The 12897-nt window shown below is 70.1% G+C and carries 12 protein-coding genes, 1 tRNA gene and 2 pseudogenes; 8 read left to right on the plus strand and 7 right to left on the minus strand.

The window, feature by feature from the left end; all coding sequences use genetic code 11:
• Nucleotides 1–505 precede the first annotated feature (505 nt).
• Together ACFUN8_RS24700 and ACFUN8_RS24705 are read left to right on the plus strand one after the other, a co-directional pair.
• Nucleotides 506–1303 (plus strand): terpene synthase family protein, encoded by a 798-nt coding sequence (locus ACFUN8_RS24700; RefSeq protein ID WP_383641518.1) that lies wholly within the window; start codon nt 506–508, stop codon nt 1301–1303.
• A gap of 282 nt (nt 1304–1585) precedes the next feature.
• Entirely contained in the window at nt 1586–2932 is a 1347-nt protein-coding gene (locus ACFUN8_RS24705) for a cytochrome P450 (protein ID WP_383641521.1), read from the plus strand.
• 217 nt (nt 2933–3149) lie between these two features.
• Here ACFUN8_RS24705 and ACFUN8_RS24710 read toward each other — a convergent pair.
• A pseudogene (locus ACFUN8_RS24710) lies at nt 3150–3304 on the minus strand (transposase); the annotation flags it as partial.
• Between ACFUN8_RS24710 and ACFUN8_RS24715 the strand changes: the two are divergent.
• Nucleotides 3293–3958: pseudogene (locus ACFUN8_RS24715) on the plus strand (IS701 family transposase); the annotation flags it as partial. The pseudogenes ACFUN8_RS24710 and ACFUN8_RS24715 overlap by 12 nt on opposite strands.
• Before the next feature lie 76 nt (nt 3959–4034).
• Nucleotides 4035–4382, plus strand: a complete 348-nt coding sequence (locus ACFUN8_RS24720) for a transposase (RefSeq protein WP_383641524.1) — start codon at nt 4035–4037, stop codon at nt 4380–4382.
• 261 nt (nt 4383–4643) lie between these two features.
• Here ACFUN8_RS24720 and ACFUN8_RS24725 read toward each other — a convergent pair whose 3' ends face one another.
• Nucleotides 4644–5333, minus strand: a complete 690-nt coding sequence (locus tag ACFUN8_RS24725; RefSeq protein ID WP_383641527.1) for a hypothetical protein — start codon at nt 5331–5333, stop codon at nt 4644–4646.
• Nucleotides 5334–5405: 72 nt separating this feature from the next.
• On the opposite strand from ACFUN8_RS24725, the gene ACFUN8_RS24730 reads away from it, so the two are divergent.
• The gene (locus tag ACFUN8_RS24730; RefSeq protein WP_383641530.1) at nt 5406–5741 is read left to right on the plus strand and encodes a tyrosine-type recombinase/integrase; all 336 of its coding nucleotides are present in this window, start codon (nt 5406–5408) and stop codon (nt 5739–5741) included.
• Between the two features lie 101 nt (nt 5742–5842).
• Here ACFUN8_RS24730 and ACFUN8_RS24735 read toward each other — a convergent pair.
• A tRNA-Pro gene (locus ACFUN8_RS24735) sits at nt 5843–5916 on the minus strand.
• A gap of 139 nt (nt 5917–6055) precedes the next feature.
• On the opposite strand from ACFUN8_RS24735, the gene ACFUN8_RS24740 reads away from it, so the two are divergent.
• A complete protein-coding gene (locus ACFUN8_RS24740) occupies nt 6056–6550 on the plus strand; it encodes a DUF309 domain-containing protein (protein ID WP_383641532.1) in 495 nt (164 codons plus the stop codon).
• Between the two features lie 168 nt (nt 6551–6718).
• A complete protein-coding gene (locus tag ACFUN8_RS24745; RefSeq protein ID WP_383641535.1) occupies nt 6719–8344 on the plus strand; it encodes a carotenoid oxygenase family protein in 1626 nt (541 codons plus the stop codon).
• 7 nt (nt 8345–8351) lie between these two features.
• Here the strand turns inward: ACFUN8_RS24745 and ACFUN8_RS24750 are convergent, their stop codons facing one another.
• Genes ACFUN8_RS24750 through ACFUN8_RS24760 form a run of 3 tightly spaced genes read right to left on the minus strand, consistent with a single transcriptional unit; the run spans nt 8352 to nt 11232 of the window.
• Nucleotides 8352–9002, minus strand: coding sequence for a lactate utilization protein C (locus ACFUN8_RS24750; RefSeq protein ID WP_383641538.1), 651 nt, complete (start codon nt 9000–9002; stop codon nt 8352–8354).
• On the minus strand, nt 9002–10516 hold the full coding sequence (locus ACFUN8_RS24755) for a LutB/LldF family L-lactate oxidation iron-sulfur protein (protein ID WP_383641541.1): 1515 nt from the start codon (nt 10514–10516) through the stop codon (nt 9002–9004). Before ACFUN8_RS24755 ends, ACFUN8_RS24750 begins: the two co-directional genes overlap by 1 nt.
• Complete coding sequence (locus tag ACFUN8_RS24760; RefSeq protein WP_383641543.1) at nt 10513–11232, minus strand: (Fe-S)-binding protein; 720 nt, start codon at nt 11230–11232, stop codon at nt 10513–10515. Before ACFUN8_RS24760 ends, ACFUN8_RS24755 begins: the two co-directional genes overlap by 4 nt.
• A gap of 137 nt (nt 11233–11369) precedes the next feature.
• Here ACFUN8_RS24760 and cobF point away from each other — a divergent pair, with 137 nt between their 5' ends.
• On the plus strand, nt 11370–12134 hold the full coding sequence (gene cobF / locus ACFUN8_RS24765) for a precorrin-6A synthase (deacetylating) (RefSeq protein ID WP_383641546.1): 765 nt from the start codon (nt 11370–11372) through the stop codon (nt 12132–12134).
• On the opposite strand, the gene ACFUN8_RS24770 is transcribed toward cobF, so the two are convergent.
• Nucleotides 12103–12894 carry a cobalt-precorrin-6A reductase gene (locus tag ACFUN8_RS24770; RefSeq protein WP_383641548.1) on the minus strand — a complete coding sequence of 264 codons (792 nt, stop codon included), beginning with the start codon at nt 12892–12894 and terminating at the stop codon, nt 12103–12105. The two genes, cobF and ACFUN8_RS24770, sit on opposite strands and share 32 nt — an antisense overlap.
• Nucleotides 12895–12897 lie beyond the last annotated feature (3 nt).

A 12897-nucleotide genomic window follows, 5' to 3' on the forward strand; every position in this document is an offset into this window, starting at 1 on the left:
CGCCGATCCTCCGCCTTGCGATGCACCGCACCAACGAGACATCAGCCGCTCCGCGGCGGGCGCAGGCCCCGCCCTACGGGCGGACGGCGCTACTTCGAAGACAGGCCCTAGCGGGCCTTCGTCTGGCCCGCCCCCTGGTTCGCCTGCACAGGACCGTTCAACAGGTTCACGCCCTTTTGGTTACCGAGACCTTCCCTTCCTGGGGTGGGACTGGCTCTCTTGAAAGGAAAGGAACCGGCGGGCCGCTGCCCCGCCGCTGTCAGGACAAGGACCAGGGAGTGATCATGGATCTCGCAGTCCCTCAGCTCCGCCTCGATCCGCCGTCCAGGCTCCACCCCCACGAAGACCGCGCCCAGCAGCACACCCAGGCGTGGGTACAGGAAATGGGCATGATCGCCAACAGCCCGAAAGCGCGGGAGGTCTGCGACTCGTTCCTGCTCGGAAGGCTGGCCGCCCGGGTCTGTCCCCACGTCTCCGTCGCCGTTTATACGTCCTGGCGGACTGGATGAGCGCCTACTTCATCCTGGACGACGTCTTGGACGACACGGTGGAGGCCCGCGACCCGGAGGTTGCCACCGAGATCGCCGACCAGTTCATCGCCCCCTTCCTCGGCACCGCCCCGCGAACCGGGCCCCACCGGGTGGGCGACGTCCTCGCGGTGTCGAGGATCCGGGAAGGACTGGCCGACCTGTGGGCCCGCACCCGGCCGGGCATGACCGCCGCGTGGACCAACCGCCTCGTCCACGACCTGACCGACTACCTCTACTCGCACGTCCGCCAGTCGGAGATCAACTCCTCCGAAACCCCCTTCGACGAGGACGCGTACTGCGCCCACCGGCTCCTGACCAGTGCCATGTACGTCTCCGCCGACCTCATCGAGGTCGCCACCGCCAGGCCGGTGCCCGAACACCTGATCCGCAACCCGGACGTCGCGACCATGCGCGAAGCCGCCTCCCACGTCGTGGCCTGGGTCAACGACCTGTACTCCGCGCCCAAGGAGATCCGCCTCAACGACCTCTGCAACTGCGTCGTGGTCCTGACCAGCAAACTCGACGTCTCCTTGCAGGAAGCCGCCGATCTCGTCGCCCAGCGGGTCGACGTCCAGGTCGGACGGTTCCTCGCCGCCGAGAGCCGCGCCGAGGCCGTCCTCCACCCCCACCTGCAGCCCGACGACCGCCAAGCCCTCACCGAAATGGTCGACCTGGATGACCGGCAACGCCCTCTGGGCAGAGGAAACCGCCCGCTACACCGACCGCGCGACCCGGCGACCGGCCCCGTGCAGCACCTCGCCACACTCATCTGACGACCCCGGCAGCAACCGCGGCACAGGCCCCGCACAGAATCCCCGCCGGCCATGCCCGGCGCCGCCGAGGATGCCCCATGACGGACAGCGGGTCACCGGGCAGTGCCGTTCCACGCCCGCACGCGCCAAGCCCCAAGCACCCAGGGCGCACCGGGTTGAACCGGCGGGGTCGCGGGATCCGCCTCCCCGGATCCGGCACCGGGCTCCACCCGCAGCAACCGGCCCCGCGCACCCCGCGTCCCCGCTTCATCCACCGCACCGCCGATCGGAGAGTGGACAGCTATGACAACGGACGTTCCGATCAGCCAGGCACCGGGAGCGCTGCCTCTCCTCGGCCACCTCCTGCCACTGGTACGCGACCCCCTGAAATTCCTCACCTCACTGCCCGCCCGCGGAGACCTGGTCCACATCCGAATCGGCCCCATGAAGGCTCTTCTGGTGTGCGACCCGGGACTGACCCGCCACGTCCTGGTCAACGACCGCACCTTCGACAAAGGCGGCCCGGCATTCGACCAGGGCAGGGAAGTCCTGGGCAACGGCCTGCCCCTCTGCCCCCATACCGACCACCGCCGCCAGCGACGGCTGGTCCAGCCCGCCTTCCACCCTGCCCGCCTGCCCGCGTACGCCCGCCTGATGACCGAACAGACCGACACCGCCACCGGCTCGTGGACCGACGGCCAGACCATCGACGCCTATACCGAGATGCAGAACATCGTCGCCCAGGGCCTGGTGGCAACCATGTTCGCCGACACCCTCAACCCCACCGCCATCACCGAGGTACTGGAGGACCTCGGCGCCATCACGGACGGCATCTTCCGGCGCATGATCACACCACCGCGCCTGAACACGCTCCCCACCCCCGGCAACCGCCGCTACTACCAGGCCCGATCCCGCCTGCGCCAGACCATGGCCCGCGCCACCGCAGACCGCCGCTCCGCCGCCACCGGCCACGACGACCTGCTGTCCGTACTCCTCGGCAGCCCCGATTCCCCCGAAGACGGCCATGACCAGAACCTTTCCGACGCCGAGATCATCGACCAGCTGATGGCCTTCTTCTTCGCCGGCATCGAGACCGCGGCCGCCACCCTGGCATGGGCACTGCACGCACTGGCCCAGCATCCCCACATCGAAGAACAGCTCCACGCCGAGGCCGACAGCGTTCTCGCCGGCGCCGCAGCCACACTCGACGACGTGCCCAGGCTGGAATACACACGCCGCGTCCTCATGGAATCCCTGCGACGCCATCCGCCAGCCTGGCTCATCAGCCGCACCACCACCACCGACACACACCTCGGCACGCACCCCGTCCGCGCCGGCACGGCCGTCTTCTTCAGCCCCTATCTCATCCACCACCGAACCGACCAGTACGACAACCCCGAGCAATTCGACCCCGACCGGTGGAGCAGCTCCCGACACCTCAACCCACCGGACGGCTCCTTCATCCCGTTCGGCGGAGGCGCCCGCAAGTGCGTCGGCGACCAGTTCGGCATCACCGAAACCGTCATCATCCTGGCCACGATCGCCGCACGATGGCGCCTGGAACCCCTGCCCGGCCGCCCCGTCCGCCCCGCCCTGGCCCTCACGCTCAGCCCGCAACGGCTGCACATGCGCCTCAGGCCCCGCACATAGCACCGCCCGGTTCCCGAACCCTGCACACCCCGCGTCGGCTTCACTCAGCCCACAGAGGACGAAGGCCCACCCGCCTGGGCGGTGCGGCGTGCTCGGCCCGGCCAAGCACGCCGTCGGATCATCGCTGCCCCGACGACTCCAGCACTCAACGGCTACACACTCGCCCCCCAAAAGAGGGTCATATCACCGTGCTGGCGCACCTGCTTGGAAGCCATCCTCATTTGGCGAGTCTGCGGTAGCAGATAACGGTGCAGGCGATGCTGGTGAAGGCGAGGAAGTGGTCGGCCTTGCGTTCGTAGCGTCGGTGGAGGCGGCGGCAGCCGGCGAGCCAGGCCATGGTGCGTTCCACGTCCAGCGGTGGCGGCCCAGCCGCGGGAACTCTATGTTCCGCGTTCCTGGACCTCCGACCCCGCCCGCTGCCGGGCCGCCGGACTCGGTGACAAGACGGAGTTCGCGACCAAGCCAGAACTGGCCGCTCGCATGGTCACCCGATTCCTCGACGCCGGCCACAAGGCCGCCTGGGTCGCGGGAGATGAAGTCTACGGCGGCAACCCGAGGCTGCGCACCGCGCTGGAGGAACGCGGCACCGGCTACGTCCTCGCGGTGGCTTGCTCGCACGAAGTCACCACAGGCGCCCGGAAGTTCCGCGCGGACACGCTGGCCAGGAAGGTGCCCAAGAGGGCCTGGCAGGAGCTGTCCTCAGGGGTCGAAGCCAAGGGCCACCGCTTCTACGACTGGGCCGTCATCGACCTCACCGATCCCCTGCCCGGGAGCCGGCATTTACTGATCCGCCGCAACCGCAGCTCCGGCGAACTCGCCTACTACCGCTGTTACTCGCCGGCCGCATTGCCGCTGACCACCTTGGTGCGCGTCGCTGGATCAAGGTGGCGGGTCGAGGAGTTTTCCCAGTCCGGCAAGGGCTTGGCGGCCTTGGACGAGCACCAGGTCCGTCGCTACTCACGCTGGGTCGCCCTGGCCATGCTCGCGCACGCCTTCCTCGCCGTCGTCCGCGCGAACGAAGAGGACCGCCAAGGTAACGTGGTCGGCGGCGTTGCGGTGTCCGCGGGATTCTGGGCTGGACGAGGGCGGGCGCCGGCCACAGGTGTGGACGCAGCGGCAGCTGATAGACGGCATACGGTGGCGGGCCCGGACCGGTGCCCCGTGGCGTGACGTGCCCGAGCGTTACAGGCCGTGGGACCGGGTCTACGACCTGTTCCGGCGCTGGCAGCGGGACGGGACGTGGGCTCGGATGCTCACGCAGCTCCAGGCCGAGGCAGACGCGAAGGGCCTGATCACCTGGGAGTCGGACTCGACCAGCGGAAGCATGCGGATGGCGAGGGTGTCGCTGTCCGCGTCGGCGCCGATTCGTTCGATGCCGCGACCTGCTGCGACCTGCTGCATCTTGGGGGTGGAGGCGCTGTTCGAACCACCGTCGTACGTGCTCCGGTAGGACGTGCGGGATTTTCCTCGAAGGGCCGGTGGGGTTTTCGGGGTTGGAGCAGGTTCGGAGGAGGTCGACGATGGCGCGGAAGACAAACCGGTCGCCAGTGGTGATGGGTTGGTCGCCCCGAGGTGGGCCGCCATGGCCGACACTCTTCTCGGGGCCGGGCTTAGGGCAGAAAGTCCTGGTGAACGCGCCGGCCGACCACGGCTGTTGCCGCCTCTATCTCGCCCGCGCTACCGCCGAAGCTGCTCGCCTGCAAGGCGCGATCTACCTGCGGCGCCCTTTCCGCCGAGCACGGGTCGTCCGCGAAGGCTGTCGGCGGGCTGCCGTTGCGGCTGATTCCGGAATGGTCGGGCCGGGCTGTACGTGCACGGAGACCAGGGCGGCTGCGAGCAGCCCGTTGCCGCTCGCCTCGGCGATCCGGTGGTGTACTTCTGCGGTGGCCGTCATGAGTTGCCGATGCGGGGGCGGGTCGTGGAGGGCAAGACCGTAGCCGTACAGCACGAGCGCGCTGCCACGGTCGCGGGCTGCCTGCCGCCATCGGCCTGATGCCGTCACATTGGCGCGGGCGATCACGGTGCCGTCGTCATGTTCAAGGGTCAGCCCTCGGCCCGCCATGGTGAGCGTGAGGTGCTTCGGTGAGGGGATAGTCGGCCGCGACCCGATCAGACGACGCAGACCCTTGTCGCAAGCCCGATGTATCTGTAGCTCGACTGACTCACCGTTCTCGGGCGAAGTGGCGCCGAGCATCTGATGAGGCCGCAGGACGACCAAGACCCTCGACGCCGGCAGCAGCTCCCGGATTTCAGGCAGAAGGATGTCCAAGGTGGAGCGGCCAGCGAGGAACCCGTAGACAGGGTCTGTGGACAGCGACAGCACCGAATAGCAGCCGGCCTCCTCGTATGCGGCGCGCAGGTTCTCGTTCGCCTGCAGCATCGGCGAGAACTCAGCAAGCACGGACTCGCCGGCCTCTTGCTGGAGGCGGTGTGCGGCCTCGCCCGCAACGGCCGACAGCCGCGGTATCAGTCCGTGGAAGATTCTTTGTTCACCGGTCCCCGGGGCGGACGCATCTCCACCGCAGTCCTGCGTGACGCCACCCACTGGGACGACGTCGTCACCACACTCGGTTACGAACACCTGCGCCGCCACGACCTCCGGCACACCGGACTGACCTGGTTCGCCGACGCCGGAGTCCAGGTGCACATCCTCCGCAGGATCGCCGGCCACGGCTCCCTGACCACCACCCAGCGCTACCTGCACCCCGACGTACACAAGATCACAGCCGCCGGGGCGGCGCTCTCCGCCCACCTCGGCGTACTCCGCGCACCACGCTCGCTGCCCAGCCCGATCATCATCACCCGGTGACGCCGGTCAAGGGGCACCCGGTCCCCAACTGGTCCCCAAGAATGATCAAGGGCCGGTTCCGGATTTCTCCGGAACCGGCCCTGATCTGCGACTCTCACGAGTCGGGACGACAGGATTTGAACCTGCGACCCCTTGACCCCCAGTCAAGTGCGCTACCAAGCTGCGCCACGTCCCGCTGTTCCGCCGCTCGGGAGATCTCCCGGCGGCCACAGTGGAGAACATTACCCCACCCCGGACCGGCGCCGGGCCGCCCAAGGGTCGGGAGGGGTGGGAGACGGCCAGGAGACAGGAGACGGCCGGGAGACAATCGGGGAATGACCGAGAACCCGCGGGATCGAGACTTCGAAGGGCGGGCGCGGAACGCGCGGCCGCGGGATGGGCTGGGGCGGCCGTTGCCCTATGGGACGCCCGGGGTCGAGCGGCAGCCCGAGGGGGTGGTCCGGACGCCCGGCGAGACGCTGCGGGAGGCTCAGCGGCTGCTCGACGCGGGGATGCCGTTCCACGCGCACGAGGTGTTCGAGGACGCGTGGAAGTCGGGGCCCGGCGAGGAGGAGGCCCTCTGGCGCGGGATGGCGCAGCTCGCGGTGGGGCTGACGCACGCCGCCCGGGGCAATACGACCGGCGGGGCGCGGCTGCTGCTGCGCGGCGCCGAGCGGATCTCCGGGTACGAGGCGCCGTACGGGATCGATGTCCGCGGCCTGACCTCCTGGGCCCGTGAGCTGGCTGAGCGGATCGCGGACGCCCCGGTCGACACGGCTGTGGATGCGGCTGTCGAGGCGCCGCGTCTGACGGCGTCCGACCGCTCCTGAGGACCGCCGAAGGAGGGTGGGCGACACTCCGGCACCGACCGGTCAGCTACACCCCGACTCGGGCCTCAGCCCTCCTGACCTGCGCGTGTATCCGCAGCAAGATCTTCCCTAGTGAGACCGGCAAGCCCGTCGGGGTTGTCGGAGGCATTCGAAACACGGGGAAGTGCGATGAGTGGTCACACACGGCGCAGGGTGTTGCGGGGCGCGGCCGTCGCGGCGGCGGGCAGTGTGGTGGGGGTGTACGGCGCGGGCGGTCAGGCCGGCATCGCCCACGCCGCCGCCCGCGGCCTCACCGGAGTGACGGCCGGTGGGACGGCAGGCGCGCAGGTCGGCGGGCAGGTCGGTGGGCGGGGCGGGGTCTCGTACCCGTTCCTACAAGGCCCGTTCGCGCCGGTCACGGAAGAGCTGACGGCCTTCGGCCTGCCGGTGACGGGCCGTGTCCCCCGCGAGCTGAACGGCCGCTATCTGCGGGTCGGCCCCAACGTGCTCGGGCTGGAGGATCCGCGGGCCCACCACTGGATGCAGGGCGACGGCATGGTGCACGGCGTCCGGCTGCGCGACGGTCGCGCCGAGTGGTACCGCAACCGCTGGGTCCGCTCCGCCTCCGTGGCCGAGAAGCTGGGCGAACCGTACCCGGGCGAGATACCGCCCGACGATTTCCCCGCCAACACCCACGTCATCCCGTACAAGGGCCGCGTCCTCGCCCTCCAGGAGAGCGGGCCGTTGCCGTACGAACTCGACGGTGATCTCAACACGGTGCGCCCGTACGACTTCCGCTCCACGCTCGAAGGCGCGTTCACGGCGCACACCAAGTACGACGCGAGGGCCGACGAGCTGCACGCCATCTCGTACTACCCGACCTGGGACCATGTGCGGCATCTCGTGATCGACCACACCGGCCGGGTGGTTCGCGTGACGAAGATCCCGGTCGCGGACGCGCCGATGATGCACGACTTCGCTCTGACGGAGCGTCATGTCGTCATCGTGGACGTCCCGATCACCTTCGACATGGCGGGGGCCGAGGCCGGGGACACCGTGCCGTACAAGTGGAACAAGCGTCACCCGATGCGGGTCGGTGTCATGCGCCGCTCCGGTGGCCCGGTGCGCTGGTTCGAGGTCGACCCGCTCTACTACTCGCACACCCTCAACGCCTACGACGAGGGCAACGGGATCGTCGTCGACTTCACGTCCATGCCCGCCCCCATGTACGTCGAGGGCCGCGCCAACGGCGGCCCGTCGTCGGACGGGACTCCCAGCCTCGACCGCTGGACCATCGACCTGGCCCACGGGCGGGTCCGCCACCAGCGGCTGGACGACCGGCCGCAGGAGTTCCCGCGCGTCAACGAGTCGCTGGTCGCGCACCGCCACCGGTACGCGTACTCCGCCTCGGCCGCCGACATGTGGCGGGCTTACGGCACGGTCGACGGCGTGCCGCCGGACGGGTCCTTCAGCAATGAGCTGATCAAGCACGACCTGTTCCGGGGCACGAGCCAGATCCACCGCTTCCCGGAGGGCGCGGCGACCTCGGAGGCCGTCTTCGTACCGTCCCGTACGGCGTCGATGTCTACATCGGCATCGGCATCGGCATCGGCATCGGCAACAGCCTCTGCGTCGGCGCCCGGGGAGTCGGAGGACGACGGCTACACGCTCGCCTACGTCCACAACCCGGAACGTGGCGCGTCCGACCTCGTCATCCTGTCGGCCCAGGACTTCACCGGTCGGCCGGTCGCGCGTATTCATCTGCCGGGCCGGGTGCCCCTGGGATTCCACGGCAGTTGGGTGCCCGACGCGTGACGAGCGGTCAGTCTTCCACCAGGACGACCTCGAGCGTGCGCGGGCCGTGCACACCCTCGACCCGGTCCAGCTCGATGTCACTGGTGGCGGAAGGACCCGAGATCCAGGTCAGCGGGCGGGTCGGGTCGAGCCGGGGCATCGCCTGCGGTACGGAGGCGACGACCTGCTCCGGCGCCCGGACCACGACGATGTGGTGGTCCGGTACGAGGGAGATACGGCGCCGGCCCTGGTCGGGACCGCCGTCCAGGACGATCGTGCCGGTCTCCGCGATGGCCACGGCGCAGCCGGTGACGACGCTGTCGACCTCGTCCAACTCCCGCGCGGTGGAAGCCTCCCGGTCGTGGATCCGGGTCGGATCGGCGGCGGCGAGCCATCCCGGCGGCAGGCCGGGCGGTACGAGCACCGTACGGGAGCCGTGCTCGGCGAGCAGGCGCATCAGGAGGTCCGGGAGCCCGGCGGAGTCGGTGCGGTGGACGAGGGCGCGGTAGTCGGCGAGGTTCTCGGCGAGCAGGTCGACCATGCCGGCGTCGGGGGTGTGCGTGTCGAGGTAGTCGCGTGTGACCTCGGGCGCGTCGGGCGCGTCGGCGACGGCGGCGCGTACCCGGGCGAGGATCCGCTCCCGCGAGCCCGATCCGGTGGCGTCGGCTGTGGTGCTCATCAGGGCTTCTTCCCGTCCGGCTTCGGTGTCTCGTCCGGCTCTGCCGGCCCGTCGGACTTCGGTGTCCCGTTCGCTTTCGTCGGCCTGCCCGACTGCGGCTTCCGGTTCTTCTTCCACCAGTCCCGGAACGGCTCCGCCGGCATCTCCGGCAGTTCCCTGCTCCGCGTCCACGCCCCCGCGCCGGGCAGCTTCGACGGGTGCAGCCTGCGCGTCTTCGACGCGACCCGCTCCCCCGCCCCCAGCACGCCGGGATGGTCGAGCACCCACCCCGCCGCCTTCATCGCGGCCTTCTCCAGCCGGTGCCCCTTGCCGCCCTGGTCGGCGACCCGCTCCCGCAGGTGCACCAGCACCTCGGGAATGTCGATGGCGACCGGGCACACCTCGTAGCAGGCGCCGCAGAGCGATGACGCGTACGGCAGTGAGGCGTCGATCTCGCTCTGGGTACCCCGGAGTTGGGGGCTGAGGATCGCGCCGATCGGCCCCGGATAGACGGAGCCGTACGCGTGCCCGCCGGCCCGCTCGTACACCGGGCAGACGTTGAGGCACGCCGAGCAGCGGATGCAGCGCAGCGCCTGGCGGCCGACCTCGTCGGCGAGGGTGTCGGTGCGGCCGTTGTCGAGGAGGACGAGGTGGAAGGTCTGCGGTCCGTCACCGTCGGTGGTGCCGGTCCAGGTCGTGGTGTACGGATTCATCCGCTCGGCCGTCGACGAGCGCGGCAGCGTCTGGAGGAACACCTCCAGATCGCGCCAGCTCGGCACCACCTTTTCGATGCCCACCACGGAGATCAGTGTCTCGGGCAGTGTCAGACACATCCGGCCGTTGCCCTCGGACTCGAAGACGACGAGTGTGCCGGTCTCGGCGACCATGAAGTTGGCGCCGGAGATACCGACCTTCGCGCGCAGGAACTTCTCCCGGAGATGGAGCCTGGCCGCCTCGGCGAGGTCCGCGGGGATGTCGGTAAGGCCGTCGGGCGCGGCCCGGCCCCAGTCGGCCATCTTCTCGCGGAAGATGTCGCGAATCTCGCCGCGGTTGCGGTGGATGGCGGGGACGAGGATGTGGGAGGGCCGGTCGTCGCCGAGCTGGACGATCAGTTCGGCGAGGTCGGTCTCGTACGCCGCGATGCCCTCGGCCTCCAGGGCCTCGTTGAGACCGATCTCCTGGGTGGCCATCGACTTGACCTTGACGACCTCGGTCTCGCCGGTGGCCTTGACCAGGTCGGCGACGATCCGGTTGGCCTCGTCGGCGTCGGCCGCCCAGTGGACGGTGCCGCCGGCCGCCGTCACCCGCTCCTCCAACTGGACGAGGTAGCGCTCGAGATGGCGGAGCGTGTGGTCCTTGATCTGCTTGCCGGCCTCGCGCAGCTCGGCCCAGTCGGCGAGTTCGGCCACGGCCTTGGCGCGCTTGTCGCGGATGGTGTGGGTGGCGTGGCGCAGATTGCCGCGCAGGGTCTTGTTGTGCACGGCCTCCTTGGCGGCCTGCGGGAAGGACGGCATACCGACGAACGTCCCGCTCATACGAGGGGCTCCTCTCGGGTGCTCGCCAGGATGTCGGCGAGATGCAGGGCGCGCAGCGGTGCTTTCTCGCGGCGCAGAACGCCCCCGATGTGCATCAGGCAGGAGTTGTCGGCGCCGCACAGGACCTCGGCGCCGGTGGAGACGGCGTTGCTGACCTTGTCCTGGCCCATGGCGGTGGAGACATCGGAGTTCTTCACGGCGAAGGTGCCGCCGAATCCACAGCATTCGTCGGCGCCGGGCAGCTCGCGCAGCTCCAGTCCGTCGACCGCTTCCAGGAGGCGGCGGGGCCTGTCACCGAGGCCGAGGAGGCGCAGACCGTGGCAGGAGGGGTGGTAGGTCACCGTGTGCGGGAAGTACGCGCCGACGTCGGTCACTTCGAGGACGTCGACGAGGAATTCGGTGAGCTCGTAGGTGCGGGTGGCGAGGGAGGCGGCCGAGGCGTCGCCGATCTTCGGGTAGTGCTGCCGGACCATGGCAGCACAGGATCCCGAGGGGGTCACCACATAGTCGTACCCTTCGAAGGCGGCGGCCGTACGGCGTACGAGCGGCTCGGTCTCCTTGCGGTAGCCGGTGTTGAACTGCGGCTGTCCGCAACAGGTCTGGGCCTCGGGGAAGTCGACCTCCACCCCGAGGCGTTCGAGGAGCCGCACGGTCGCGATCCCGGTGGACGGATACACCGCGTCGTTGACGCAGGTGACGAAGAGGGCGACACGCATGGCCGGAGCATATGCCGTGACCTGCGGCGAACGTAAGACCTGCGGAGACATCCGATGTATCGATGGCAATGATCGGCAATGATCAATGATGACGGGTGGCTGAGATGGCTCCGGCGCCATGAGGCAGACTCGGGCCGGTGAGACAGATCTATGTGATCGGCATCGGCGCGGGCGACCCGGACCAGCTGACCCTCCAGGCGGTCAAGGCACTGAACCGGGTGGACGTCTTCTTCCTCCTCGACAAGGGCGAAGCGAAGGCGGACCTGATCGGGCTGCGGCACGACATCCTCGCGGAGCACATCGCGGACGGCCGGGAGTACCGGCTGGTCGAGGCGCGCGATCCGGACCGGGACCGGACGGCCGGGGGCGCCGACTACTCCCCCGCGGTCGGCGACTGGCGCACCCGCCGCGCCGACATCTACGAGCGGATGATCAGCGACGAGCTGGGCGAGGACCAGGTCGGGGCGTTCCTCGTGTGGGGCGATCCCGCGCTGTACGACTCCACGCTCGGCATCCTGGACGAGATCCTGGCGCGCGGCACGGTCGCCTTCGAGCACGAGGTGATCCCCGGCATCAGCAGCGTCTCGGCCCTGCTCGCCAAGCACCGCACGGGGCTGAACCGGGTGGCGCGCCCGGTGCAGATCACCACGGGCCGACGGCTGGCGGAGGCGTGGCCGGAGGGGGTGGACGACGTGGTGGTGATGCTGGACGGGCACCAGTCGTTCCGCCACTACCTGGCGGAGGACCCGGTCATCCACTGGGGCGCGTATGTCGGTACGGCGGACGAGATCCTGGTCTCGGGGCGGCTCTCGGAGGTCGCGGACCGGATCGTGGAGCTACGGGCGGAGGCCCGCGCGCGCAAGGGCTGGATCATGGACACGTATCTGCTGCGGCGGGACTGAGCCCCAGCCGGGCGAGCGCGGCCGGTACGTCGGGGACCTCCGCTACGCCCTCGGGCGCGGGCGGCCGTTCGACCATGACCACGGGCAGGCCGAGTTCGCGCGCGGCGGTGAGCTTCGCGGCGGTGGCCGGGCCGCCGCTGTCCTTGGTGACGAGGACGTCGACGCGGTGTTCGAGCAGGAGCGCGGTCTCGCCTTCGAGGGTGTACGGGCCCCGGTCGAGCAGGATGTGCGTGCTGCGGGGCAGGGGCGGCTCGGGCGGTTCCACGGTACGTACGAGGAAGTGCAACCCGTCCAGTTCGGGCCCGGCGAAGGCGGCGAGTCCCTGACGCCCGGTGGTGAGGAAGACGCGCCTGCCCCCGAGTACGGCGAGCCGCGCGGCGGCGTCCGCGAGCGAGCGGGCGGGGTGCCTGCGGTCCCGTGGGTGGGCCGGCCAGCCGGGGCGGCGCAGGGCGAAGTGGTCGGTGCCGGAGGCTGCCGCCGCCTGGGCGGCGTGGGCGCTGATGGTGGCGGCGAAGGGGTGCGTGGCGTCCACGAGGACGTCGATACGGTGCGCGAGGAGCCACGCGGCGAGGGCGTCGGGCCCGCCGAAGCCGCCGACGCGGACACGTCCGGCTGGAGTTCCCAGGTGGGTGACGCGCCCGGCGAGGGAGGTGGTGACGTGCACGTGGGGGGCTTCGGCGGCGAGCGCGTCGGCGAGGCGGCGGGCTTCGGTGGTACCGCCGAGGATGAGCACGCGCGGGCCGTGGGGGTCGTCGGGCATGGG

The sequence above is a fragment of the Streptomyces sp. NPDC057307 genome, assembly GCF_042667665.1.
Taxonomy (GTDB): Bacteria; Actinomycetota; Actinomycetes; order Streptomycetales; family Streptomycetaceae; genus Streptomyces.

Bases quoted from the DNA above. Each gene is read 5' to 3' on its own strand.
- ACFUN8_RS24700 (WP_383641518.1), top strand. From the start codon at position 506: ATGAGCGCCTACTTCATCCTGGACGACGTCTTGGACGACACGGTGGAG.
- ACFUN8_RS24705 (WP_383641521.1), top strand. From the start codon at position 1,586: ATGACAACGGACGTTCCGATCAGCCAGGCACCGGGAGCGCTGCCTCTC.
- ACFUN8_RS24740 (WP_383641532.1), top strand. From the start codon at position 6,056: ATGACCGAGAACCCGCGGGATCGAGACTTCGAAGGGCGGGCGCGGAAC.
- ACFUN8_RS24745 (WP_383641535.1), top strand. From the start codon at position 6,719: ATGAGTGGTCACACACGGCGCAGGGTGTTGCGGGGCGCGGCCGTCGCG.
- ACFUN8_RS24750 (WP_383641538.1), bottom strand. From the start codon at position 9,002: ATGAGCACCACAGCCGACGCCACCGGATCGGGCTCGCGGGAGCGGATC.
- ACFUN8_RS24755 (WP_383641541.1), bottom strand. From the start codon at position 10,516: ATGAGCGGGACGTTCGTCGGTATGCCGTCCTTCCCGCAGGCCGCCAAG.
- ACFUN8_RS24760 (WP_383641543.1), bottom strand. From the start codon at position 11,232: ATGCGTGTCGCCCTCTTCGTCACCTGCGTCAACGACGCGGTGTATCCG.
- ACFUN8_RS24770 (WP_383641548.1), bottom strand. From the start codon at position 12,894: ATGCCCGACGACCCCCACGGCCCGCGCGTGCTCATCCTCGGCGGTACC.